The organism is Streptomyces triticagri, assembly GCF_003429565.1.
Taxonomy (GTDB): Bacteria; Actinomycetota; Actinomycetes; order Streptomycetales; family Streptomycetaceae; genus Streptomyces; species Streptomyces triticagri.
Map to the genome: position 1 here is coordinate 1 of NZ_QUAK01000098.1, position 23354 is coordinate 23354.

Consider the following 23354-nt stretch of genomic DNA (forward strand, 5'->3'; position numbering starts at 1 on the left):
GCCGCCGCAGCGTCGCGCGGTCGCCGGACACCCCGGCCCACAGGGCCCGGTCGCCGAAGCGCCCGCCGCCGCGCAGCGCGAGCGGAAACGGCTCGGTGCGGCGGGCGGCCCGTCCGAGCCGCGTCTCCAGGCCCGGCAGCACGTCCTCGGGCACCTCGCCCAGGAACGCGAGCGTGAAGTGCCAGCCCGCCCGCCCCGTCCAGCGCAGCCCGTCCGCCTCCGGCCGGCCCTGCAGGACCGCCACCTCCGCGGCCAGCTCGTCGGCCACGGATTCCGGCGGCAGCACAGCGACGAAGAGTCTCATCCCCCGAGTCTCCCCGCCGCGGTCCCCGGAGTGTGCCCGAAGGCGCGGCGGAACACATCGATGAACGCACTGGCCGACGACCAGCCGCACCGATGCGCCACGGCCGTCACCGGCACGTCATCGGCCAGCAGCACCAGCGCCTGGTACAGGCGCAGTTGGGTGCGCCACTGCGGGAAGGTCATCCCGAGCTCGGCCCGGAAGAGCCGCGAGAGCGTACGGTCGCTCGCCCCGGTCCCCCGGCCGAGCTCCGCCAGCGTCCGGCCGTCCGCCGGATCCGTGCGCAGCAGGTCGCAGACGGCCGCGAGGCGGGAGTCGGCGGGGGCCGGCAGATGCAGCGGCTGCTGCGGCGAGGCCCGCAGCTGGTCGAGGAGTACGGCAAGCAGCCGGCCGCGCTCCGGGCTCTCGTCGCGCGGGGTGCGGGTGTAGGCGAGGATCAGTTCCCGCAGCAGCGGGCCGACGGTGAGGACGGCGGGCTCGTCGAGGCCCAGCGGGTTGTCGCTCGCCGGCAGGCCGAGGGTGTGCAGTACGAGTTCGCCGTGCGCCTGGTGGGCGTGCGCCGTGCCGGCCGGGACCCAGATGGCCCGCGTGCCCGGCGCGATCCACGTGCCGGTGCTGGTCGTCACGGCAAGGACGCCCCGGCCCGCGTAGACGATCTGGTGGTCGTCGTGGCGGTGCGCGTCGATCTCGGCCCCGGGCGGGAGGAGCCTGGTCCTGGTCGGCGCCACGGGCTCATGACGGATTTCCGGCATCGGTTGGCAGTTTATTGGAAGCACGCCATGCCGTCGCCGGACGAGCATGACCGGGTGCCCAGGAACAGAACCCGGACCGATTCCCGGACCGATTCCCGTACCGGATTCCGGAACAGGTCCATCACCCTCCTCTCCATCGGCCACGCCTGTGTGGACGTCTACCAGGGCGCGGTCGCCTCGCTCGTCCCGTTCTTCGTCGCCGAGCGCGCCTACACCTATGCCGCGGCCTCCGGCATCGTGCTCGCCGCTTCCCTGCTGTCGTCAGTGGCCCAGCCGGTCTTCGGCATCCTCACCGACCGCCGCGCGATGCCCTGGCTGCTTCCGGTGAGCACGGTCCTGGGCGGCCTCGGCATCGCCGCGAGCGGCCTGACCGGTTCGTACGGCCTGACCCTGGCCTTCGTCGCGGTGTCCGGGATCGGGGTGGCCGCGTACCACCCCGAGTCGGCCCGGGTGGCGCGCCTGGCGAGCGGGGGCAGTCACAGCGCGATGGCCTGGTTCTCGCTCGGCGGCAATCTCGGCTTCGCCGCCGCGCCGCTGATGGTGACGGCGGTGGTGGCCACCGGCGGCCTGCGGCTGACCCCGCTGCTCGTGCTGCCGGCGCTCGCGGGCAGTGTGCTGTGCCTGCCGGTGCTGCGCGCGCTGGCGCGGGACGGGCACGGCGGCTCCGGCGGGACGTTCGCGGCGGGTCCCGACGACCGGCGCTCGTTCGTGAAGCTGTCGCTCGCGGTGGTCTGCCGGTCGATCGTCTTCGTCGGCCTGAGCACGTTCGTGGCGCTGTACGTCAAGGAGCGCATGGGCGGCAGCACGGCGGCCGGCACGGCGGCGCTGTTCGTGCTCTATCTCGGCGGTGCGGTCGGTTCGGTGCTGGGCGGCAGCCTGGCCGGCCGCTGGGACCGGGTGACGGTGGCCGGTTCGTCGTATCTCGTCTCGGTCTTCGCGGTGGCGGGAATCGTCTTCGTCCCGGGGCCGGCGGTGTACGCCTTCGTGGCGCTGACCTCGATCGGTCTGTACGTGCCGTTCTCGCTGCAGGTCACGCTCGGGCAGGACTATCTGCCCAGCCGCGTCGGCACCGCCAGCGGCATCACGCTCGGTCTGACCGTCAGCATCGGCGGTCTGGCCGGTCCGCTGGTCGGGCGCCTCGCGGACGCGACGTCGCTGCGGACCGCCCTGACCCCGCTGATCGTGATGCCCGTCCTGAGCTGGCTGCTGTTCCGCAGCCTGCCGGAGCCGGCGGCGCCGCAGGCGGCCGTCACGCCGCCGGCCGTCGCGCCGCCGACGGTCACGCCGCCGTCGCGAGCCGCTCGCGGGGCACGAAGTGCACCCGCGGATGACCGTGGTTCCAGCCGAAACTCATCCTGAGCCCGCCGACCCTGGCCAGGATCAGGCCGATCGTCGCGGCGGCCAGCAGTGAGACGATGCCGCCCGCGGCGAAGCCGGTGCGCGCACCGTAGGTGTCGGAGATCCAGCCGACCAGCGGCGCCCCGAGCGGCGTACCGCCGGTGAACACCATCATGAACAGCGCCATGACGCGGCCCCGCATGGCCGGGTCGGTGGCCATCTGGACACTCGAGTTGGCCGTGACATTGACCGTCAGACCGAACATGCCGATCGGCACGAGCAGCGCGGCGAAGATCCACAGCGTGGGCGCGACCGCCGCCACGATCTCCAGGGCGCCGAAGGCAATCGCGGCGATGACGAGCAGGCGGAGCCGCGAGGTCCCGCGCCGGGCGGCGAGCAGCGCACCGGCCAGCGAGCCGACCGCCATCAGCGTGTTGAGCAGCCCGTACGTGCCGGGGCCCGACGGGTAGACGTCGTGCACGAACGCGGAGAGCCAGATCGGGAAGTTGAATCCGAAGGTGCCGATGAACCCGACCAGGACGATCGGCCAGATCAGCTCGGGCCGTCCGGCGACGTACTTCAGGCCCTCCTTGAGCTGGCCCTTGCCGCGCGGCGCACGCTCCACCTTGTGCAGCTCGGCCGGGCGCATCAGGAGCAGTCCGACGAGCGGGGCGAGGAAGGACAGGCCGTTGAGCAGGAAGGCGAAGCCGGTGCCGACGGCGGTGATCAGGATGCCGGAGACGGCGGGTCCGACCAGGCGCGCGGACTGGAAGTTCGCGGAGTTGAGGCTGACGGCGTTGGCGAGCCGGTCCGGGCCGACCATCTCGGAGACGAAGGCCTGCCGCGCCGGGTTGTCGACGACGGTGACCAGGCCGAGCACGAACGCGGTCAGATAGACGTGCCAGACCTCGACGCTGCCGGTGAGGGTGAGCACGGCGAGCGCGAGTCCGGTCAGACCCATCGCGCTCTGGGTGAAGAAGAGGATGCCGCGCTTCGGCAGCCGGTCCACGAGCACGCCGCCGTACAGGCCGAAGAGCATCATGGGCAGGAACTGCAGGGCGATGGTGATGCCGACCGCGGAGGCCGATCCGGTGAGGGTGAGCACCAGCCAGTCCTGGGCGGTGCGCTGCATCCAGGTACCGGTGTTGGAGACGACCTGGCCGGTGAAGAAGAGCCGGTAGTTACGGATCTTCAGCGAGCTGAACATGCTGGTCTTGGGGCGGGCGGCGGAATCGTGGGCGGCTGGTGCGGGGGCGGAGTCTGCTCCGGGTCCCGTACTCAAAGGTCTTCGCCTCCTTGAGCGTCGACGCATTCGTCGGATGCGGCGGATGGTGCTGGTGGTTCCTGCAGGTGGTGCGGGTCCTGCAGGCGGTACGGAGGGGGTCCGTCCGTACCGCGGTCGCGCTACTTCAGATGTGCGAGCTTCTCCAGGACGGGGGCCGCGGCCCGCAGCTTGGCCCATTCGTCCTCGTCGAGGGACTCCGCGAGGCCGGCCAGCCAGGCGTTCCGCTTGCGCCGGCTCTCCTCGAGCATGGCCTCCGCGGTCTCGGTCTGGCTGACCACCTTCTGCCGGCGGTCCTCGGGGTGCGGCTCGAGCCTGACCAGGCCCTTGGCCTCGAGCAGCGCCACGATCCGGGTCATCGACGGCGGCTGGACGTGCTCCATGCGCGCGAGCTCGCCGGGAGTGGCGGAGCCGCAGCGCGCGAGCGTGCCCAGGACCGACATCTCGGTGGGGCTGAGTGACTCGTCGACGCGCTGGTGCTTGAGCCGGCGCGCGATGCGCATCATGGCCGAGCGCAGGGAGTTCACGGCGGCAGCATCGTCGCCATGGGTGAGGTCAGGCATAGTCGTTAGAGTAACTCATTACCCTGACTAAAGAACAGCCGGTGAACGGTGACTGCACACACACCCCACACACCCCCGGCCCTCACGTCACCCGTATGAGTGAGGGGACTCCGGAAAGTGACGCGACGCCGGGCGGGGTCCGGCGACCCTGAAGTGCATGGGGACCGATGTGCTCAGCCTGCGCATGGACGGGGAGCTGCTCGAGCGGCTCCGCCAGCACGCCGCCAAACGAGGAATGAGCGTCCAGGACTATGTGGTCCGGACGCTCATTCGCGACGACTTCGACGAGCGCTTCAAGGCGGCGGTCGACGAGACGGAGAAGTTCTACGGCGGTACGGAACGCTCGTCACCGGCCACCGCGGAACACGGCGATCAGGTCAGCCCGAGCGCCGGCATCAGGTAGTAGAAGGCGAAGACCGCCGAGACGGCGTACATCGCCACCGGGACCTCGCGCCCGCGACCCGCGGCCAGGCGCAGGACCACGAAGGAGATGAAGCCGATCCCGATGCCGTTCGTGATCGAGTACGTGAAGGGCATCATCATCATCGTCAGGAACGCCGGGATCGCGATCGTGTAGTCCTTCCAGTCGATCGCGCCGATCGAACCGGACAGGATGAGGAATCCGACCGCGAGCAGGGCCGGCGTCGCCGCCTGCGACGGCACCATGGTGGCCAGCGGCGTCAGGAACAGCGCGACGGTGAAGAGCCCGCCCGTGACGATGTTGGCGAAGCCGGTACGTGCGCCCTCGCCGACGCCCGCCGTGGACTCCACGAAGCAGGTGGTGGCCGATGCGGAGCTCGCGCCGCCGGCCGCGACGGCGATGCCGTCCACGAAGAGCACCCTGTTGATGCCGGGCATCTGGCCGTTCTCGTCGGTCAGCTCCGCCTCGTCGCTGACGCCCATGATCGTGCCCATCGCGTCGAAGAAGCTCGACAGGAGCACGGTGAACACGAACAGGCAGCCGGTCAGGACGCCGACCTTCTCGAAGCCGCCGAAGAGGCTGACCTCGCCGACCAGGCCGAAGTCGGGGCTCGCCACCGGGTTGCCGGGCCACTCGGGCGTGGTCAGGCCCCAGGAGTCGATGTCGGCGAGGGCGTTGACGATCATCGCGACGATGGTCATCACGACGATCGAGAGCAGGATGGCGCCGGGCACCTTGCGGACGATCAGGGAGAGCGTCAGGAGCGCGCCGAGCACGAAGATCAGCACCGGCCAGCCGTTGAGGTGACCGTCGCCGCCCAGCTGCAGGGGCACGGTGGTCTGCGCGACGTCCGGGATACGGGAGACGAAGCCGGCGTCGACGAGTCCGATCAGCATGATGAAGAGGCCGATACCGATCGAGATGCCCTTGCGCAGGCCGAGTGGCACCGCGTTCATCACGCGTTCCCGAAGCCCCGTGGCCACCAGGAGCATCACCACGAAGCCGGCGAGCACCACCATGCCCATCGCGTCCGGCCAGCTCATCCGGGGAGCGAGCTGCAGGGCGACCACGGTGTTGATGCCGAGGCCCGCGGCGAGTGCGATCGGGACGTTGCCGATGACGCCCATCAGGAGGGTGGTCAGGCCCGCGGTCAGGGCGGTGGCGGTGACCAGCTGGCCGTTGTCGAGCTGGTGGCCGTACATGTCCTTCGCGCCGCCGAGGATGATCGGGTTGAGCACGATGATGTAGGCCATCGCGAAGAAGGTGGCGAATCCGCCACGCACCTCGCGCGCGAGCGTGGAGCCGCGCTGGGAGATCCTGAAGTAGCGGTCCAGGGCGTTGACCGGCTGCGGCGCCTGGGGCGACTCGGCGGTGGCCTTGTCGGTGACCGACGGGGGCATGCGTGTGACCTCGGGGGATTGCGGGGCGTCCGGCGGCTCGGGGCGTACTGGACGGCGGGGTTGCTGGGGGACGCTCGGCGGGACACTCCCCCTGTCGCACCGCGCCGCTGTCGCGTCACTCATGCGTCTCTTTCGTGTCTTGCTACGAAAGAAAGTGGCCAGCCAAAGACCGTTTCAGTATGAATACATGAACCCGAAATTGCTATCTGCGCGCGTAGACCCTTGGTGCGTCCGGGGCGTACGGTCCCGTGCCGGGCCGCGATACGCCTCCTCGTAAGCTGGGCGCATGGCGAAGTGGACACCCAAGCACGAGGCACCGGAGCCCCTGGAGGGGCCCGTGGTCGCCACCATCGTCGGCGGCACGATCCTCTGGTTCGTCCTCTTCCTTGCCCAGCTGCCGTTCTACGGCTGGTTCGACGACCGCGGCGCCACGTGGTGGATCTGGACCTGCCTGGCCGGCGCCGGACTCGGCCTGATCGGCATCTGGTATGTCCGCGGCCGGGACGCGGCGCTGAAGCGGGCGGCGGCGGAGGAGGCCGCCCGCGCGGAGTCCGGGACCGGGGCAGCCGGGGCCGGGGCGTCCGGGGCCGGGGACTCGTAGTACCCCCAGGACCTCGGATTCGTACTACCAGGGGTGGATTCGTGTCCGACCGTGGTGCTGTTCTGCGGGCCCTCGGCGGGTGCGTGTCACTCCCGCCCCGTACGGTCTAGACATGACGCAGCGGGCACAGATCGACACCGACGGACCGGAGCCGGAAGGCGGAGGGCGGGTGATCGACGCCGGAGCAGAACTGGACCCGGTGCATCCGGTTCCGCCTCCTGAAACGGCGGTTCGTGCGACCGGTCTGACGGCCGCCGAGGTCGCCGAGCACGTGGCCCGCGGCGAGGTCAACGACGTACCGGTCCGCAGCTCCCGCTCCACCGCCGACATCGTCCGCGGCAATGTCTTCACCCGGTTCAACGCGATCATCGGCGTGCTCTGGGTGATCATGCTGTTCGTCGCGCCGATCCAGGACAGCCTCTTCGGCTTCGTGATCGTGGCCAACACCGGCATCGGCATCATCCAGGAGCTCCGCGCCAAGAAGACCCTCGACAGCCTGGCCGTCATCGGCGAGGCCAAGCCGACGGTCCGCCGGGACGGCATCGCGGCCGAGGTCTCCACCTCCGAGATCGTGCTCGGCGACCTCATCGAGATCGGCCCCGGCGACAAGGTCGTGGTGGACGGCACCTGCGCCGAGGCCGAGAGCCTGGAGATCGACGAGTCGCTGCTCACCGGCGAGGCCGACCCCGTCGTCAAGAAGCCCGGGGACCCGGTGATGTCCGGCAGCTTCGTCGTCGCGGGCGGCGGCGCCTTCACCGCCACCAAGGTCGGCCGGGAGGCGTACGCGGCGCAGCTCGCCGAGGAGGCCAGCCGCTTCACGCTCGTCCACTCCGAGCTGCGCAGCGGCATCAGCACCATCCTCAAGTACGTGACCTGGCTGATGATCCCGACCTCCATCGGCCTGATCATCAGCCAACTGCTCGCCGAGGACGAGGACTTCAAGCAGTCCATCGCGTACACCGTCGGCGGCATCGTGCCGATGATCCCCGAGGGACTCGTCCTGCTGACGTCGGTGGCCTTCGCGATCGGCGTCATCCGGCTCGGCCGCAAGCAGTGCCTCGTCCAGGAGCTGCCCGCGATCGAGGGCCTCGCGCGCGTGGACACCGTCTGCCTCGACAAGACCGGCACCCTCACCGAGGGCGGCATGGACGTCACCGAGCTCCGCCCACTGAACGGCACGGACGAGGTCTACGTACGCAAGGTGCTCGGCGCCCTCGGCGAGTCCGACCCGCGGCCGAACGCCAGCCTGCAGGCCATCATCGACGCCTACCCGGACAGCGAGGAGTGGCGCTGCACCGAGTCGCTGCCGTTCTCCTCGGCCCGCAAGTACTCGGGCGCCACCTTCAGCGAGGGCGACGGCGAGACGTCCACCTGGCTGCTCGGCGCCCCCGATGTGCTGCTGCCCGCCGGGGACCCCGAGCTGGCCGAGATCGACCAGCTCAACTCCCAGGGTCTGCGCGTCCTGCTGCTCGCCCGGGCCGCCGGCGACCTGGACGACGAGCAGGTCGCCGAGGGCGCCCGCGCGACCGCGCTCGTGGTCCTGGAGCAGCGGCTGCGGCCGGACGCCGCGGACACGCTGCACTACTTCGAGGAGCAGAACGTCGCCGCGAAGGTCATCTCCGGGGACAACGCGGTCTCGGTCAGCGCGGTGGCCGGAAAGCTCGACCTGCCCGGCGCGGAGAACACGGTGGACGCGCGCACGCTGCCCGCCGAGCCGGAGCAGATGGCGCAGGTCCTCGAGGACAACTCGGTGTTCGGCCGGGTCACCCCGCAGCAGAAGCGCGACATGGTCGGCGCGCTGCAGTCCCGNAACTCGGTGTTCGGCCGGGTCACCCCGCAGCAGAAGCGCGACATGGTCGGCGCGCTGCAGTCCCGCGGCCACACCGTCGCGATGACCGGCGACGGCGTCAACGACGTACTGGCCCTGAAGGACGCGGACATCGGCGTCTCGATGGGCTCCGGATCGGAGGCCACGCGCGCGGTGGCCCAGATCGTGCTGCTCAACAACAGCTTCGCGACGCTGCCCTCGGTCGTCGCCGAGGGCCGCCGGGTGATCGGCAACATCACGCGCGTGGCGACGCTGTTCCTGGTCAAGACGGTCTACTCGGTGCTGATCGCCGCGCTCGTGGTGTGCACGCAGGTGGACTACCTGTTCCTGCCGCGGCACCTCACGCTGCTGTCCACGCTGACCATCGGCGTGCCCGCGTTTTTCCTCGCGCTCGCGCCCAACAAGGAGCGGGCGAAGCCGCACTTCGTGCGGCGGGTGATGCGGTACGCGATTCCGGGCGGTGCGATTGCTGCGCTCGCCACGTTCGGTACGTATCTGCTCGCCCGGCATCACTACGAGGGGCCCGGTGCGCGGGAGGCCGAGACGAGTGCGGCGACGCTGTGTCTGTTCCTGGTGGCGATCTGGGTGCTTGCGATCATCGCGCGGCCGTACACCTGGTGGCGGATCGCGCTGGTCGCGACGATGGGCTTCGCGTTCATGATCGTGCTGGTTGTGCCGTGGCTGCAGGACTTCTTCGCGCTTCAGCTGGTGGGGGCACCTATGCCATGGGCCGCGGTTGGTATTGCCGCTGTCGCGGCGGGGGCCATCGAAGTTTCCTTCCGTTGGGTGGATCGCAAGTTCCCTGCGTAGCCCTCGGGCCGGGGTGGGGGTGTGGTCTCCAGCCCCGGCGCTGGGGCGCCTTGTCCTCAATCTCCCCCAGACTCCGTCCGGGGGGACCCCCAGGACGGGCTTGATATTGCCCTCCGGGCTCAAAGATGTCCTCAAACGCCGGACGGGCTGGAAGACGGCGGAGGGCGAAGGTCAGTCGAACCAGCGGGCGCGGGACAGTTCGGTGGTTCTTGTCGGGTCCTCCAGGAGGGCCGCTGTTTCGAAGCGGCGGGGCCAGTGGCCCGCCGCCCAGGCGAGGCCGGCCGCCACGCCCTCGAGGGTGGCCGCATGGACCACACCGTCGGGGCCCCGGCGCCAGTCGAGCTCGACGCCGTCGACGACCAGGTCCTCGTGTTCGACGTACGAGTCGGGGGTGGCCGGGCCGAGCAGGAGCCGCACGGCCGCGGGCACATCGCGCACCGTGCCGGCCGCCGCGTCGACCGGTGCCTCGATCACCTCGGACAGGCGCCGGACCTGGAAGAGCTCCGCGAGGTCCGCCGCACGGGCCGGTGCGACCGGCAGCAGGGGCCGGCCCCCGGCCAGCGGCAGCAGATCGGGCGCGTCGGCGACGAGCGCGTCGGCCGCGTCCACCACCGTGACGCCCTCGTCGAGTACGGCCCGCAACTCCTCGGGCAGCGTGACCTGTTCGGGATCGAGCTCCGCCAACTTCCCGTAGAGCACATGGAGCTGATGGTCCGTGACCGAGTCGCGGTCCGGGTCGGCGAGGCGGTCGAGCAGTTCGGCCGCGCCGCCCGGCTCGTCGAGCAGCGCGGACGCGGAGGTGCGTACGCCGAGGGCGCGCAGCACCTGCTCGTCCTCGAATCCGCGCGCGTCCGCCTCCTCGTAGAGGCCGGCGAGCAGCGGATCGCCGCCGGCGGCCCGCAGACCGGCCGGGCGCCGCCCGTCGAGCACGGGGTGCCCCCGCAGCCACCACGCCGTGTACGGGCGGACCGACTCGGTCGTACCGTCCGGGAGGAGCACCCGTACGGGCTGGGTGAGGGCGTCCCGCAGCGGCGGCCGGGAGAGCAGCGCGAGCGCCTCGGGCCAGCGGTCGTCGTCGACCAGGTCGAGATCGCGTACGGCGACGAGTTCGGTGGCGACCGGGGGCACCGGTGTCTCGGGGAGGCGGTCGAGGACGTCCTCGCACCAGACGTCGACCGCGTCGAGCAGCCCGGCGTCGTCCGGTTCCGCGAAGTCGCCCTCGCGGGGCTCGAGTTCGTCCGGGTCGAGGACCACATCGGTGGCGCGGACCAGGGCGAAGTCGGCGAGCACGCCGCAGGCGGTGAGGGGTCCCGCACCCCAGCGGGCGGCGAGGTCCTGGTCGACGGCGGCGAGTTCGCCGGGCCGGATCACCCGGGCGAACGGGCTGTCCGGGAAGACCAGTTCACCGGCGGGTGCCAGTTCGCCGTCGTCGTCCGGGAGCGCGAGCGCGCCCAACCAGGGCTCGTCGCCCGGCTCGAGACCGGCCTCCTGGACGAGCGCGAGGACCACATCGGCCAGCTCCGGGGCGCCGAGCCCGCCGCCGGGGCCGTCCAGGCCGTCGTCGTACCAGGAGTCGTCGTCGAGCGAGGCGGCGACGGCGGTCCGCACCTGCGGGGTGGTGAGGACGGCGCGCGGGGTGGCGGGCAGCGCGCCCAGCTTCTCCAGGAGCGGATGCACCGCGTCCGGATGCGCGACCTTCAGGCCGAGCCGGGCGAGCCCGGGCGGGGTGTCCGGGCCCGGAAGGAGGATGTGCCGGGGGCCGACGGTGGTACGGGGGCGGCTCGGCGGCGGGGTCGGGGCGTCGTCGGGGCCCTGCTCGCCCCCTGCGGGCTCCGCGGGCGCGAGCGGCACCGGCAGGCCGGTGAGACGGTCCGGGTCGACGCCGGCGAGGGAGTCGTACAGGCGCCACCACCAGGACGGTTCGCGCTCCAGGCCGGCCAGGCGGTCGACGGCCTCCTGGAGCGGCAGCCGGGCGACGCCCAGGGTGCGGAGCTCGACCCGGCGCTCCTGCCCGGCCGGCAGCAGCGTCGGCAGCACTTCGGCGAGCACCCGGACGGTCGCCTCGCCCGCGCCCTCGACGACCTCGGCCTCGAACGGGCGCAGAGCGACGGGCAGTTCGGGCTCAGCGGCGTCCGGCTCGAGGGCTGAGGCGGGGGCGGCCGGCGCCAGGAACGGGGTGCGCGGCAGCAGGTCGAGCACCGCCGTGCGCAGTGCTCCGTCCAGTTCCGCGCGGGCCAGCGGGCCCGGGACCAGATCGAGCGTCCCGGTGCTCACCGGCCGCCAGGAGGCGAGGAGTTCGGCGTACGCCTCGGCCGCACGCCCCACAAGGAAGTCGGTCAGCGGCCCGGGCGCGACGTGCCGGCGCGTGGTGTCCAGCGGGAACGACGCGATCAGCAGCGCGGGTACGCCGAGCGGTTCGTCGCTCGGGGTCGGCGCGTGCACCACGGAGGCGGTGCGCAGCGGTGCGGGTGCGCCCTCCGCGTCCACGGGGACCGCCCAGGTCACCGACCAGCGGGGGCGGAGGCGCTCCTCCACCGGCCGGTCGCGCAGGAGTTCACGGTCCAGTACGCCGTGCCGGGCTGTGGTGCGCCAGCGGGTGGTGCCGTGCCGGGTGTCGTCGATCCGGACGTACGGCGGCTCCGGGCGGCGGGTGAGCGTGCGGGTGCCCTCCGTGGTGTCCACCACGATCTCGGTGAGGCCGGGGAGGGCGAGCAGCAGGGCGTCGTCGATGCCGTCGAGCAGCCGCTCGGCGAGGTCGGCCGCGGCGGCGTCGCGCAACGGCAGCACCACCACGGTGTCGTACCCCTGCGGGGCGCTGCCCTCGGCGGGCAACGGGAGCCGGAGCAGCGGCACTTGGCCGTCGCGGCGCCGGAGTTCGTCCGCGAGGCCGGGCTCGGCGGCGCCCCGCGCCACGGCGTCGGTGAGCTGGGCGGCCTCGGTGCGGGACCAGCGGATGCCGGTGCCGTGGCTGAGCACGGCGGGTTCGTCGGTGACGGCGAGTACGGCGGCGAAGCCGACGCCGAAGCGGCCCACGGACGCTTCGGCGGTCGTGTCGTGCGCGGTGTCGTCGTCGCGCTTCGCGGAGGCGCGCAGGGTGCTCAGGGATTCGGCTCCCTCGGCGTCCAGCGGGGCGCCCGTGTTGGCCGCGGCGAGTACGCCGTCCCTGAGGGTGAGGCGGAGGCGGCCGGGGACTCCCGCGCGGGCCGCGGCGTCCGCGGCGTTCTGCGCGAGCTCGACGACGAGGCGGTCACGGTAACCGCCGAGGGCGAGGTCCTCCTCGGCGTTGGCGTCCTCACGGAACCGCGCGGGGGCGGTGGCCCATGCGTCCAGGACGGTCCGCCGCAGGCGGGCGGTTCGCAGGGGGTCTTCGTCCTGCGGTACGGGCCGTTGCACGGGGGCGCTCACGGTAGGGTCGACCTCTCTGTGGTTGTCGCTCTCCAGCCCTCGGCGCGTTGTCCTCGAACGCCGGACGGGCTCTTCCATCACCCGGGCGGGCCTTTGTCCTCAATCGCCGGACGGGCTGTGCTGCCGCCCTGACGGGCTCGTCCTCAAACGCCGGACGGGCTGTGCTGCCGCCCTGACGGGCTTGTCCTCAATCGCCGGACAGGCTCTCTCTGGCCCTGGCGGGCCCTCGTCCTCAATCGCCGGACGGGCTCAATTCTTGCCCTCCGGGCCCAAAAGATGTCCTCAATCGCCGGACAGGCTGTCTGTGAGCCGGACCGGCTCCCTTGCCGCCGGACGGTCGCTGTTCGGGCCAGACAGGGGTTCGTCGATTCCGACAGGGATTCTTCGAGCCAGACAGAGATTCCTCGAGCCCGACAGAAGTTCTTCGAGCCCGACAGAGATTCCTCGAACCCGACAGAAGTTCCTCGAACCCGACAGAGATTCCTCGAACCCGACAGAAGTTCCTCGAGCCCGACAGAGATTCCTCGAACCCGCCCGGCGATTGAGGGCGAGCCCGGAGGGCGAGAATCAAGCCCGTCCTGGGGGTCCCCCCGGACGGAGTCTGGGGGAGATTGAGGACATCTTTCAGCCCGTCCGGCGATTGAGGACGAGCCCGCCAGGGCGAAAGAAGAGCCCGTCCGGCGATTGAGGACATCTTGGAGCCGGTCCGGCGTCTGAGGACGAGGGCCCGCAGGGCAGAAACACAGCCCGTCCGGCGATTGACGACGAGGCGCCCCAGCGCCGTGGGCTGGAAACCACCACCCGCGGACGCGAGCAGTCAACTATGCCCCAGGTCCGCGTCAGCGGACGCCGTATCGACGGGCACCGACCCCGAGTCCGCCGCAGGCCGCAGCGGAAACGGATCCGTACGGAGCTCATCCAGCACCGGCCCCGCCGGCTTCGCCGGCTTCGGCATCACCGCGGCCTCGGAGTGCCCCCCGCACCCGTACGCAAGGGACACCATCCGCCCGTCCGCAGGACTGAACTCGTTCGCACACACCCCGAAGGCCTGCCGCAGCGACCCCGCGATCGGCACCAGGAACCCGCAGGACACACACGTCGCCGGCGCCGCCTGCGCCATCGCCGTCTTCGCGCCGTAGTGCTCGTCCCAGCGGTCCGCGGCGACATGCAGCCCGTAGCGGGACAGCACGCGCGCACGGCGCATGCCGAGTTCCTCGGCGACCGCGGAGATCGAGCCGCGGGCGGGAGCCAGCGGCAGATCCGCCGGCGGCACCGCGGCGACGTCCAGGTCCTCGATGCCCTCGGCCTCGACGAGTTCGGCCATCTCCTCGGACACCGGCGAGTTCGGCGGCGGCACGTCCTCGCCGGTGAAGCCGGGCTCGAGGCGCAGATCGTCGGCCTCGGTGGGCAGCAGATCGCCGGGCCCCATGTCGCCCGGCCGCAGCCGCTCGCTCCACGGCACCCACTCCGGGGCGAGCAGCGCATCGGGGCCGGGCAGCAGCACCGTCTCGTCAAGGGTGACGACCTTGGCGCGGGAGGCGCGGGCCACCGTGACGGCCCAGCGCCAGCCGCGATATCCGATCTCCTTGGACTCGAAGAGGTGCGTGACGACGCGGTCCCCCTCCGAGACGGCGCCCACATGCTCACCGATCACCCCGGGAGCCGCGGCCTCCTCGGCCGCGGTCCTGGCGAGATCGACGGCCTCGGCGCACAGGCGGTCGGGGGTCCGGCTTCGCGTTGTCGCTGCGCTCACAGGTATCGCTTCTCTCCTACGCCGTGTCACGGGTGCGCCGTCTCACCCGGCAGGGGACGTGGACGGAGCGGACCACTGGGCCGCATCGACGTCCGCGTCCGGTCGCCCCGGCACGCCACACGCCATCCATTCTGCGGGATCGCGAAGAGGCGCGCGGCCGGGAACAACCGCCGCTGGCGCGCTACGCACGCTACCCCTTCCACGACCGGAGGCCCACATCACGTCGGCTTCCGGGTCGCGTCAGCGCCGCTCCGGCGCCCCGGGACCCGCCCCGGGTCCGCCACGAGGGGGCCGTGCGGAGCCATGCCCCGGCCCGGTTGGGGCACTATGACGACGTGGCCACCGTCAGGTCGTCCGAGCAGACCGGCCCGGTCCGCAGAGCGGGCCGGGCGGTCGGCCGTGCGCTGCGCCTGCCGTTCACCGGCACCGCCAAGGGCATCCGCAAGGTGACCCACGCACACGGAGCGGGCGAATCGGGCCTCGGCAAACTCATCGAGCTGCACGGCGTGAACGGCGCGGGCGATGTGATGGTCACCGTCGCCCTCGCCTCGACGGTCTTCTTCTCCGTACCGACGGACGAGGCGCGCGGCCGCGTGGCGCTCTACCTGGCCATCACCATGGCGCCGTTCACGCTCCTCGCCCCGGTGGTCGGCCCGCTCCTCGACCGTCTCCCGCACGGCCGGCGTGCGGCGATGGCCGGTTCCATGCTGGCCCGCGCGCTGCTCGCGCTCGCCCTGTCCGGCGCCGTCGCCACCGGCAGCATCGAGCTGTATCCGGCGGCGCTCGGCGTCCTGGTGGCGTCGAAGGCGTACGGAGTGGTGCGCAGCGCCGTCGTACCGCGGCTGCTTCCACCGGCCTTCTCCCTGGTGAAGGCCAACTCGCGGGTCACGCTCGGTGGGTTGCTCGCCACCGGGATCGCGGCGCCGATCGGCGCGGGGCTGCACCAGATCGGGCCGCAGTGGCCGCTGTACGGGGCGTTCACCCTGTTCATGTCGGGGATGGTGCTGTCCTTCACGCTGCCGCACAAGGTCGACTCGGCGAAGGGCGAGCGCAAGGCGCTGCTCGCCGCGGACGCCAGCCATCTGCACCTCCCGCACGGCAAGAAGCCCGGCCTGCGCACCGTCGGCACGGCCGTCACCCACGCGCTCGCCGCCAATGCGGCGCTGCGCTGCCTGTCCGGGTTCCTGATCTTCTTCCTGGCGTTCCTGCTGCGCGAGGAGCCGCTCGGCGGACAGAGCGCGGCGGTCTCGCTCGCCATAGTCGGCGTCGCGGCCGGCACCGGGAACGCGCTCGGCACCGCGGTCGGCGCGGCCCTGCGCGCCCGCGCACCGGAGATCATCATCGTCACGGTGGTGGCCGTCGTCCTCAGTGTGGCCATCGCCGCCACCCTGCTCTACGGGCCGATCCTGATCGCGCTGCTCGGTGCCGTCGCGGGCTTCGCGCAGGCCCTGGCGAAGCTGTCCCTGGACGCGCTGATCCAGCGCGATGTGCCGGAGCTGGTGCGCAACTCCGCCTTCGCCCGCTCGGAGACACTGCTGCAGATGTCCTGGGTGATCGGCGGCGGCATCGGCATCGCCCTGCCGCTGCACGGCGGTCTCGGCCTTGCGGTCGGCGCGGCCATCGTCGGCCTCGGCTGGCTCTCGACCGTACGAGGCCTGCTGGCCGCCGCCAGACGCGGTACGGCGCATCCGCGGGTGACGTGACCGGGACATCCCCGGGTGATGTGACCGGGCGCCGGGACACCGGCCCGCGCGGGCGATCGCGCGCCGGGAGCGTGCGCGGCACGCCGCACCCCCGCGTGGCACGCCGGGTGGGCCGTCCCGATAACCTGCGCGCATGACCTCCCTGCGTATGACGGCCAAGGGCCGCCGCACCGCTGCCGCACTCGGCGCCGTGTCCGCCGGACTCCTCGTCCTCGCCGCCTGCGACAAGCCGACGCCGATCGCCACGGTCACGGTGGGCTCCGACTCCGTGAACACCGAGGCCTCCTGCTACAAGGACGGCGACACGATCTCCGAGGCCGAGACCAAGAAGTGCCTGGCGAAGGACGCCGAGAAATCCATCACCGTCGACATGGACGACAAGGTCCGCTTCGGCGTCGACCCGGAGATCGCGGACAGCGGCTGGACGCTCTTCATCAACGGCCAGCAGGCCGAGCAGGAGCCGTACAAGAAGAGCTACCGCACCATCCCGGGCAACGCCTTCTTCTCCGCCGGCCAGGGCCCGGACGGCAGCCAGGGCGCCACGCTCAAGAACGCCCAGGTCTCCATCGTCGAGACCGACGGCAGCAAGCTGAAGGGCATCTGGCACTTCAAGCTGAAGAAGGGCGAGTAACACGTCCTCCCCACACGGCGCCCGGGCCGCACGCGTCCTGCTCGTGACCGCGGTCGCGGCGGAGCGTGACGCGGTCGTCGCCGGGCTCGGGCCGACGGTCACGCACCGCGACCTGCCGGCCGGGACGCTGACCCGGGTGTCCGCGCCCCCCGGGGCCCCTTTCGGGTACGCCGACGTCCTGGTGGGCGGGGTCGGTCCCGCCGCGGCCGCCGCATCGGCCGGCGGCGCACTGACCGCCGCCGCCCTCGGGGGAGACCCGTACGGACTGGTCGTCTCGGCGGGCATCGGCGGCGGATTCGCACCGGGCGCACCGGTGGGCGGCGTGGTCGTCGCGGACGCGATCGTCGCCGCCGATCTGGGTGCCGAGACCGCCGACGGCTTCGTCCCGGTCACCGGTCTGGGCTTCGGCACCGTCGAGCACCGGCCGCCCGCCGCTCTCGTACGGGACGTGGCCGCCGCGGCGGGCGCCGCCGTCGGCACCGTCCTCACCGTGTCCACCGTCACCGGCTCCGCCGCCCGCGCCGCCGAGCTGACGGACCGCCACCCCCGCGCGCTCGCCGAGGCCATGGAGGGCTTCGGGGTGGCCGAGGCCGCCGCCGCACACGGCTGCCCCGTCCTGGAGATCCGCGCGATGTCCAATGCCGTCGGCCCCCGCGACCGTACGGCCTGGCGCATTCCTGAGGCGCTGGCCGCACTCACCTCGGCGGTGGCGGGACTCGCCGCCGTACGGTGGCAGGGATCCGCGCAAGCCTCTGGGAGGAAGAACCCGTCGTGACCCTGCAGATCGCCTACTCGCCGTGCCCCAACGACACCTTCACCTTCCACGCGCTGGCGCACGGACTGGTGCCGGACGCGCCCGGTCTCGATGTCACGTTCGCGGACATCGATCTCACCAACGGCATGGCCGAGCGCGGCGAGTTCGACGTCCTCAAGGTGTCGTACGCGGTGCTGCCGTGGGTGCTCGACGACTACACGCTGCTGCCCTGCGGGGGCGCGCTCGGCCGGGGCTGCGGGCCGCTCGTCCTGACCCGGGAGCCGGGCACCGACCTGGCCGGGAAGACGGTCGCGGTGCCCAGCGAGCGGTCGACGGCGTATCTGCTGTTCCGGCTCTGGGCCGCGGACGTGGTGCCCGGCGGGGTCGGCGAGATCGTGGTGCTGCCGTTCCACGAGATCATGCCCGCGGTACGGGACGGCCGGGTGGACGCGGGCCTGGTCATCCACGAGGCCCGCTTCACGTACCAGAACTTCGGACTGCACTGCCTGGCCGACATGGGCGAGCACTGGGAGTCGACGACCGGTCTGCCCATCCCGCTCGGCGCGATCATCGCGAAGCGCTCGCTCGGCGCGGAGGCGCTGCGCCAACTCGCCGCGTCCGTACGCACGTCGGTCCGGATGGCCTGGGACGACCCGACGGCCTCCCGGGACTATGTGCTGGCGCACGCACAGGAGATGGATCCCGCCGTCGCGGACCAGCACATCGGCCTGTACGTCAACGAGTTCACCGCCGATCTCGGCGAGGACGGGTACGCGGCGGTCCGCGGGCTGCTCACCCGGGCCGCCGCGGAGGGACTCGTCCCGGCACTGCGGCCGGAGGCGCTCCGCTTCGACGCATGACATGCGCATCGACCCCTCCGGGGTGTCCGGAGGGGTCGGCGAAGGTCGGCCGGGGGCCGCTCGAGGGTCAGACGTCGAGCTGGTCGGCGACGGCCCGCAGGAGGCCGGCGACCTTGGCGCCGGAGGCCTTGTCCGGGTACCGGCCGCGCTCCAACTGCTGGGCCACGCCCTCCAGGAGCGTCGTCAGGTCCTGGACGATCGAGGCGAGTTCGTCCGGCTTGCGGCGCTGGGCGGCGGCCACGGACGGAGCCGGATCGAGCAGTGTCACGGAGAGCGCCTGGTCACCGCGCTGACCGGCGACCACCCCGAACTCGACCCGCTGTCCCGGCTTGAGTACGTCCACCCCGTCGGGCAGCACCGACGAGTGCACGAAGACGTCACCGCCGTCGTCGCGGGAGAGGAAGCCGAAGCCCTTCTCGCCGTTGAACCACTTGACCTTACCCGTGGGCACCGTCTGTCCTCGTCCTCGTACTCGTGGGTCGATGCCGGCTCCCGCAAGGTGAAACGCGGGGAGAGAACGGCTCTGGATAGCACTACAGCGGGTCGTCCGACCCGCCTGCCTCCAAGGCTAATGGTCCGGAGGCCGGTGACAAGACTGCTTTCTTCCCGCGCTCTTCTTCCCGCACTCGGGCCGCTGCACCTGCGGCTGACTGGTTCCGGTCGCAGGGAACTACCCTGGTCGCGTGAGCGACAACCCTTCAGGTCCCGGCGACCGTCTCGTCCAGGTCGGCGCGATCGTCTTCTTCGTCGGAGCGGTGGCCACTCTGGTCACGGTGGCCCCGCTGTTCCTCGGCTCGGATCCGTTCCCGTCCATCGCCTACGCGGTGTGCATGCTGATGGGCGTCGGGTTCGTGATCGCGGGCGTCGGAGTGCTGCGGTCCGCCACGGCGCAGCGGAGGGCGGCGGGCGAGGCCGCCCGGCCCCGGTAGCCGGCGGTTGCGGACACCCCACCTCCAGGACGGCACCGCGTCCCCACGACAATGACGGCATGCCCCAGAACACACCCACGCCGAGGGTCGTCGGTTTCGACCTGGACATGACCCTCATCGACACCCGCCCCGGTATCCGGGCGGCCTTCGAACACCTCGCCGCCGAGACGGGCGTGGCCATCGACACCGACCTGGTGGTCTCCCGCCTCGGCCCGCCCCTGGAGCAGGAACTCGCCCACTGGTTCCCGGAGGACCGCATCCCGCAGACCGCGGACCGCTACCGCGAGATCTACCCGGACCACGCCATCGCGCCGAGCCTCGCGATGCCCGGTGCGCGTGAAGCCGTACGGGCCGTGCAGGAGGCGGGCGGCAGGGCGATCGTCGTCACCGCGAAGCACGAGCCGAGCGCCGAGCTGCACCTCGCGCATCTGGGCATCGAGCCGGACGCGGTCGTCGGCCGGCTGTGGGCGGAGGGCAAGGCGGAGGCGCTGCGCGCCCACGGCGCCACGGTCTACGTGGGTGACCATGTGGGGGACGTACGAGGCGCCCGTACGGCGAACGCGCTCTCCGTCGCCGTGCCGACCGGGCCGTGTGACGCCCGGGAGTTGAGGGCGGCGGGGGCGGATGTGGTGCTCGGGGATCTTACGGAGTTCCCGGCGTGGCTGGCGGATGCGGACGCCGGCTGACGCAGAAGAACCACCGGCCCTGGCGGGCCTGGTCCTCCATCGCCGGACCGGCTTCAGTCGCGGTGGCGTTGGGAGCGCCAGACCAGGAACAGGGCTGAGGTGACCGCCGCACCGCGGACCACCCAGGGCCAGGTGTCCTGGAGGGCGGTCTTCATGCCGTCCTGGGCGACCTCGTCGCCCCAGCGGCCCTCGACGCGGCCCCACAGCCAGACGAATCCCGCGGCGACCGCGAGGCCGGGGATGCCGAGGGCGGCCAGCTTCGACTCGTTCTGGGTGAGCCGGCGCGAGGTGTAGGCGAGGACCCAACCCAGGCCCAGGGCGATCCAGTTGCCGAGGATCGCGCCCACCACGAGGGATGCGGCGGCCAGCAGCAGCAGCGGGTTGCTGTAGCCGGTCAGGCGCGGCCGCAGGTGGATGCGGCGGGTACGGGGGGCGGTGTCGGCCTCGACGTACTCCTCGTCGTCCTCCTCGCCTTCTTCGCCTTCTTCTCCCTCGCCCGCGCCGTCGCTCTTGTCCTCTTCCGGGGCGGGCGGTGGTTTGAGTATTTCCGGGATCTCCACGCCGCCGACGAAGCCGGGCACGCCGACGGCCCCGCCGAACGGGCTCGAGTCGATCCGCCACCAGTCCGGCTGCGCATCGCTGGGACCGAGTTCGTCCTCGCCCGCGAGGTGCGGCGGGGCGGCGGCGGGCGGCAGGGGCACGGACGGTCCGTCGTCGGCGGCGGTGTCCGGTGCCGCCTCCTCGGCACGGGGGCGCGGCAGGAAGCGCCGGCGGCGCGGCTCCTCGGGCTCCTTCGGCTCGGCGGGGGCCGCTGCGTCGTCGCCGCTGCCGGCGGGCTGTGCGCGACCGCCGAGCACGCTGCCGAGGACGCCCGATCCGGAGATCCCCGAACGCAGGATGCGCGAACCCGGGGACGTACCGCCGAAGAGGCCGTGGACGGTGTCTGCGCTCTCCGACGGGGTCGGAGGTGGCGGGGTCGGAGGTGGCGGGGTGGCCGGCTTCGCGGCGGCGGGCCGGGTGACCGGAGGGCCGTACGGGCCGTCGTCGTCGGAGGACGCGGAGGGCTCGGGCCTCGCCTCGCCGCGGTCCACTGCGCGTTGGACGATCGACTCCGGGGTGCCTACGCCGGCCAGGAGTTTGCGTACGGTCGCGGGGTTGTCGTTGATGCTCGCGGCGCGGCGGCGCTCGACCTCTCCGCGGACCTCTGTGACGAGGCGCATGCGGGTGGCCGAGGGCAGTTGGCGCTGCTGGGCGAGGTCGCCGACCTTGCTCAGGTAGTCGAAGACGAGCTGATCACTCTCGATCGGCACGAGATGCTCCCTGTGCGTTGCCCCACGAGTGGGGCGGTTTGCCCCGTCCGACGGTACCGTCCACCAGTGTCCTGGCGCCGACACCCTCAACTCCGGGACAGGCTCTCTTTTTTGTCCCGCCGCGGACGGGGCCTCTCCTCGTCTTCTGTCCCGCCACGGACGGGCCCCTCTTCGCCCTGGCCGACGGGCTCAAAGATGTCCTCAAACGCCGGACGGGCTTGAAATCCCGCCCTCCGCCATCAAGCGCCCTCCCACGCCGGGCGAGAAGACGCCCTCAAACGCCGGGCGGGCTGATTGAGCGGCGCCGACCCACCCAAGCCTGCCCAGCACCTGACGGCGAGCCCGCCAGGGCGAAACTTCAGCCCGTCCGGCGCTTGAGGACAAGCCCGCCAGGGCGACACTCCAGCCCGTCCGGCGATTGAGGACCAGCCCGAAGGGCGAAACAAAGAGCCCGTCCGGCGATTGAGGACAAGCCCGAAGGGCGAAACGAAGAGCCCGTCCGGCGATTGAGGACGAGGCGCCCCAGCGCCGTGGGCTGGAGAAGGGACCCCGACGTCCCGAGCACACCCGCGGCACCGGGGCCAAAGACCCACACTCCCCACCTGGCCCGAAGGTACCGTTGGCAGGATGACGGACGACCGCACCCAGCCCGCCCCCGCGAGGACCCTCGCAGAGGAGCTGAGGCGCCGCGACGACGTCTCCCTCACCACCCTCCTCCGGGCCCGCCCGGACCTGCTGAACCCGGTGCCGAACGACCTGACCCAGCTCGCCACCCGCGCCGGCACCCGCGCCTCCGTCGTACGGGCCGTCGAGCGCCTCGACACCTTCGCGCTGCAGACCACGGAAGCCCTCGCCGTGGCCCCCGACCCCGCCCCGTACGAGGAGCTCGCCGCACTGCTCACCGGCGACGAGGGCGACCCGGACGCGGCGGCCGCGCTGCCCGGGGCCCTCGCGGCGCTGCGCGACCAGGCCCTCGTCTGGGGCCCCGACGACCGGCTCCGCCTGGTCCGCACGGCCCGCGAACTGCTCGCCCCGTCCCCGCAGCACCCGTCACCGACGGGCCTCGGCCCGACCCTCACGGAGGCCACGGCCGGGATGTCACCGGGCCGCCTGCAGCAGATCGTCGCGGCGGCCGGGCTGCCCGCCACGCACGACCCGGTGTCGGCGGTGCAGGCGCTGACCGGCCTGTTCACGGACCGAGCGCGGATGACGGCGCTGCTCGACACCGCCCCGGCCGAGGCGCTCACCGTCCTCGGCCGGCTGACCTGGGGTCCCCCGTACGGCCAGGTCACCGCCGACCCCGCACCGCATCTGCGCTGGCTGCTCGACCACGGGCTCCTGGTGCCGACCTCGCCGGGCACCGTGACCCTGCCGCGCGAGGCGGCCCTGCATCTGCGGGCCGGGCGCGCGCACCGCGAGGTCCGTGCCCTGCCGCCCGCGGTCGAGGTGAAGCGCGAGTACCGGCCGCGGATCGTGGACACCACGGCGGCCGGGCAGGCGTACACCGCGCTCGCGACCGTCGAGGAGCTGCTGCGGGAGTGGCACGAGGGCGGTCCCGCCGTGCTGCGCGCCGGCGGCCTGAGCGTGCGCGATCTGAAACGGACCGCGGTGGCGCTCGACCTGCCGGAGCCGACGGCCGCCTTCTGGGTCGAACTCGCCTACGCCGCGGGCCTGATCGCCTCCGACGGCGAGGCGGACGAGCGGTACGCGGCGACCCCGGCGTACGACTCCTGGCTCGAACTCCCGGCCCCCGAGCGCTGGGCCGCGCTCGCCACGGCCTGGCTGCCGGCGACCCGCACCCCGGGCCTGGTCGGCTCCCGGGACACGAAGGACCGCGCGCTGTCGGCGCTCGGCCCGCACCTGGACCGTTCGGCGGCTCCCGAGGTACGGGCCAGGGTGCTCGCCCTGCTCGCGGAGCTGCCCGAGGGCGCGGCGGCCGACCCGGAGTCGGTGCTGACCCGGCTGCGCTGGGAGCGCCCGCTGCGCTCCGCCGCGGGCACCCCGGCCGGCGCCGCTCCGGGCCCGGC

The 23354-nt window shown here is 72.4% G+C and carries 19 protein-coding genes and 2 pseudogenes; 12 read left to right on the plus strand and 9 right to left on the minus strand.

Annotation, left to right across the window (positions count from 1 at the left end):
* Together thpR and DY218_RS18035 are read right to left on the minus strand one after the other, a co-directional pair.
* Nucleotides 1–304: RNA 2',3'-cyclic phosphodiesterase (thpR, locus tag DY218_RS18030; protein ID WP_128557089.1), on the minus strand; the 304-nt coding region annotated here is incomplete at its 3' end.
* Entirely contained in the window at nucleotides 301–1053 is a 753-nt protein-coding gene (locus DY218_RS18035; RefSeq protein ID WP_128557090.1) for a helix-turn-helix transcriptional regulator, read from the minus strand. The genes DY218_RS18035 and thpR, both read right to left, overlap by 4 nt.
* A gap of 54 nt (nucleotides 1054–1107) precedes the next feature.
* Between DY218_RS18035 and DY218_RS18040 the strand changes: the two genes are divergently transcribed.
* On the plus strand, nucleotides 1108–2412 hold the full coding sequence (locus DY218_RS18040; RefSeq protein ID WP_233521676.1) for an MFS transporter: 1305 nt from the start codon (nucleotides 1108–1110) through the stop codon (nucleotides 2410–2412).
* Here DY218_RS18040 and DY218_RS18045 read toward each other — a convergent pair.
* Nucleotides 2333–3673 carry an MFS transporter gene (locus tag DY218_RS18045; protein ID WP_128557092.1) on the minus strand — a complete coding sequence of 447 codons (1341 nt, stop codon included), beginning with the start codon at nucleotides 3671–3673 and terminating at the stop codon, nucleotides 2333–2335. The genes DY218_RS18040 and DY218_RS18045 overlap by 80 nt on opposite strands.
* 122 nt (nucleotides 3674–3795) lie before the next feature.
* Nucleotides 3796–4236, minus strand: a complete 441-nt coding sequence (locus tag DY218_RS18050) for a MarR family winged helix-turn-helix transcriptional regulator (protein WP_128557093.1) — start codon at nucleotides 4234–4236, stop codon at nucleotides 3796–3798.
* Nucleotides 4237–4393: 157 nt separating this feature from the next.
* Between DY218_RS18050 and DY218_RS18055 the strand changes: the two genes are divergently transcribed.
* A complete protein-coding gene (locus DY218_RS18055; protein ID WP_128557094.1) occupies nucleotides 4394–4639 on the plus strand; it encodes a ribbon-helix-helix protein, CopG family in 246 nt (81 codons plus the stop codon).
* Here DY218_RS18055 and DY218_RS18060 read toward each other — a convergent pair.
* Nucleotides 4609–6057: an NCS2 family permease gene (locus DY218_RS18060; protein WP_128557095.1), complete on the minus strand. Its 1449-nt coding sequence runs from the start codon at nucleotides 6055–6057 to the stop codon at nucleotides 4609–4611. The two genes, DY218_RS18055 and DY218_RS18060, sit on opposite strands and share 31 nt — an antisense overlap.
* Before the next feature lie 286 nt (nucleotides 6058–6343).
* Between DY218_RS18060 and DY218_RS18065 the strand changes: the two genes are divergently transcribed.
* The 3 genes and pseudogenes from DY218_RS18065 to DY218_RS35235 all read left to right on the plus strand — a co-directional run.
* Nucleotides 6344–6658: a DUF2530 domain-containing protein gene (locus tag DY218_RS18065; protein ID WP_128557096.1), complete on the plus strand. Its 315-nt coding sequence runs from the start codon at nucleotides 6344–6346 to the stop codon at nucleotides 6656–6658.
* A gap of 112 nt (nucleotides 6659–6770) precedes the next feature.
* Nucleotides 6771–8467 (plus strand): HAD-IC family P-type ATPase (locus tag DY218_RS18070; RefSeq protein ID WP_233521677.1); only part of this gene is annotated, 1697 nt, incomplete at its 3' end.
* Between the two features lies 1 nt (nucleotide 8468).
* Nucleotides 8469–9296, plus strand: a pseudogene (locus DY218_RS35235) (HAD-IC family P-type ATPase); the annotation flags it as partial.
* 171 nt (nucleotides 9297–9467) lie between these two features.
* Here DY218_RS35235 and DY218_RS18075 read toward each other — a convergent pair.
* Complete coding sequence (locus tag DY218_RS18075; RefSeq protein WP_407703650.1) at nucleotides 9468–12701, minus strand: sacsin N-terminal ATP-binding-like domain-containing protein; 3234 nt, start codon at nucleotides 12699–12701, stop codon at nucleotides 9468–9470.
* A gap of 817 nt (nucleotides 12702–13518) precedes the next feature.
* Nucleotides 13519–14454, minus strand: a complete 936-nt coding sequence (locus tag DY218_RS18080; protein ID WP_128557098.1) for a DUF3027 domain-containing protein — start codon at nucleotides 14452–14454, stop codon at nucleotides 13519–13521.
* Nucleotides 14455–14789: 335 nt separating this feature from the next.
* On the opposite strand from DY218_RS18080, the gene DY218_RS18090 reads away from it, so the two are divergent.
* The 4 genes from DY218_RS18090 to DY218_RS18105 all read left to right on the plus strand — a co-directional run bounded on the left by DY218_RS18090 (nucleotide 14790) and on the right by DY218_RS18105 (nucleotide 18402).
* Nucleotides 14790–16157: an MFS transporter gene (locus DY218_RS18090; protein WP_233521679.1), complete on the plus strand. Its 1368-nt coding sequence runs from the start codon at nucleotides 14790–14792 to the stop codon at nucleotides 16155–16157.
* Nucleotides 16158–16290: 133 nt separating this feature from the next.
* The gene (locus DY218_RS18095; protein WP_128557100.1) at nucleotides 16291–16788 is read left to right on the plus strand and encodes a DUF2771 domain-containing protein; all 498 of its coding nucleotides are present in this window, start codon (nucleotides 16291–16293) and stop codon (nucleotides 16786–16788) included.
* A 43-nt stretch (nucleotides 16789–16831) separates the two neighbouring features.
* Complete coding sequence (locus DY218_RS18100) at nucleotides 16832–17563, plus strand: futalosine hydrolase (protein WP_233521680.1); 732 nt, start codon at nucleotides 16832–16834, stop codon at nucleotides 17561–17563.
* Complete coding sequence (locus tag DY218_RS18105; protein WP_128557102.1) at nucleotides 17560–18402, plus strand: 1,4-dihydroxy-6-naphthoate synthase; 843 nt, start codon at nucleotides 17560–17562, stop codon at nucleotides 18400–18402. Before DY218_RS18100 ends, DY218_RS18105 begins: the two co-directional genes overlap by 4 nt.
* 67 nt (nucleotides 18403–18469) lie before the next feature.
* Here DY218_RS18105 and DY218_RS35730 read toward each other — a convergent pair whose 3' ends face one another.
* On the minus strand, nucleotides 18470–18853 hold the full coding sequence (locus DY218_RS35730; RefSeq protein WP_128557103.1) for a cold-shock protein: 384 nt from the start codon (nucleotides 18851–18853) through the stop codon (nucleotides 18470–18472).
* Nucleotides 18854–19085: 232 nt separating this feature from the next.
* Between DY218_RS35730 and DY218_RS18115 the strand changes: the two genes are divergently transcribed.
* On the plus strand, nucleotides 19086–19331 hold the full coding sequence (locus tag DY218_RS18115; RefSeq protein ID WP_128557104.1) for a hypothetical protein: 246 nt from the start codon (nucleotides 19086–19088) through the stop codon (nucleotides 19329–19331).
* A 59-nt stretch (nucleotides 19332–19390) separates the two neighbouring features.
* Nucleotides 19391–20017: an HAD family hydrolase gene (locus tag DY218_RS18120; protein WP_128557105.1), complete on the plus strand. Its 627-nt coding sequence runs from the start codon at nucleotides 19391–19393 to the stop codon at nucleotides 20015–20017.
* A gap of 53 nt (nucleotides 20018–20070) precedes the next feature.
* On the opposite strand, the gene DY218_RS18125 is transcribed toward DY218_RS18120, so the two are convergent.
* Nucleotides 20071–21327: a hypothetical protein gene (locus DY218_RS18125; protein WP_128557106.1), complete on the minus strand. Its 1257-nt coding sequence runs from the start codon at nucleotides 21325–21327 to the stop codon at nucleotides 20071–20073.
* A gap of 627 nt (nucleotides 21328–21954) precedes the next feature.
* Between DY218_RS18125 and DY218_RS18130 the strand changes: the two are divergent.
* Nucleotides 21955–23354: pseudogene (locus tag DY218_RS18130) on the plus strand (DNA-binding protein); the annotation flags it as partial.

What these genes read in the sequence shown, in the direction of transcription:
- DY218_RS18035 (WP_128557090.1), bottom strand. Translation starts at nt 1,053, where the DNA reads ATGCCGGAAATCCGTCATGAGCCCGTGGCGCCGACCAGGACCAGGCTC.
- DY218_RS18050 (WP_128557093.1), bottom strand. Translation starts at nt 4,236, where the DNA reads ATGCCTGACCTCACCCATGGCGACGATGCTGCCGCCGTGAACTCCCTG.
- DY218_RS18055 (WP_128557094.1), top strand. Translation starts at nt 4,394, where the DNA reads ATGGGGACCGATGTGCTCAGCCTGCGCATGGACGGGGAGCTGCTCGAG.
- DY218_RS18060 (WP_128557095.1), bottom strand. Translation starts at nt 6,057, where the DNA reads ATGCCCCCGTCGGTCACCGACAAGGCCACCGCCGAGTCGCCCCAGGCG.
- DY218_RS18065 (WP_128557096.1), top strand. Translation starts at nt 6,344, where the DNA reads ATGGCGAAGTGGACACCCAAGCACGAGGCACCGGAGCCCCTGGAGGGG.
- DY218_RS18095 (WP_128557100.1), top strand. Translation starts at nt 16,291, where the DNA reads ATGACCTCCCTGCGTATGACGGCCAAGGGCCGCCGCACCGCTGCCGCA.
- DY218_RS18120 (WP_128557105.1), top strand. Translation starts at nt 19,391, where the DNA reads ATGCCCCAGAACACACCCACGCCGAGGGTCGTCGGTTTCGACCTGGAC.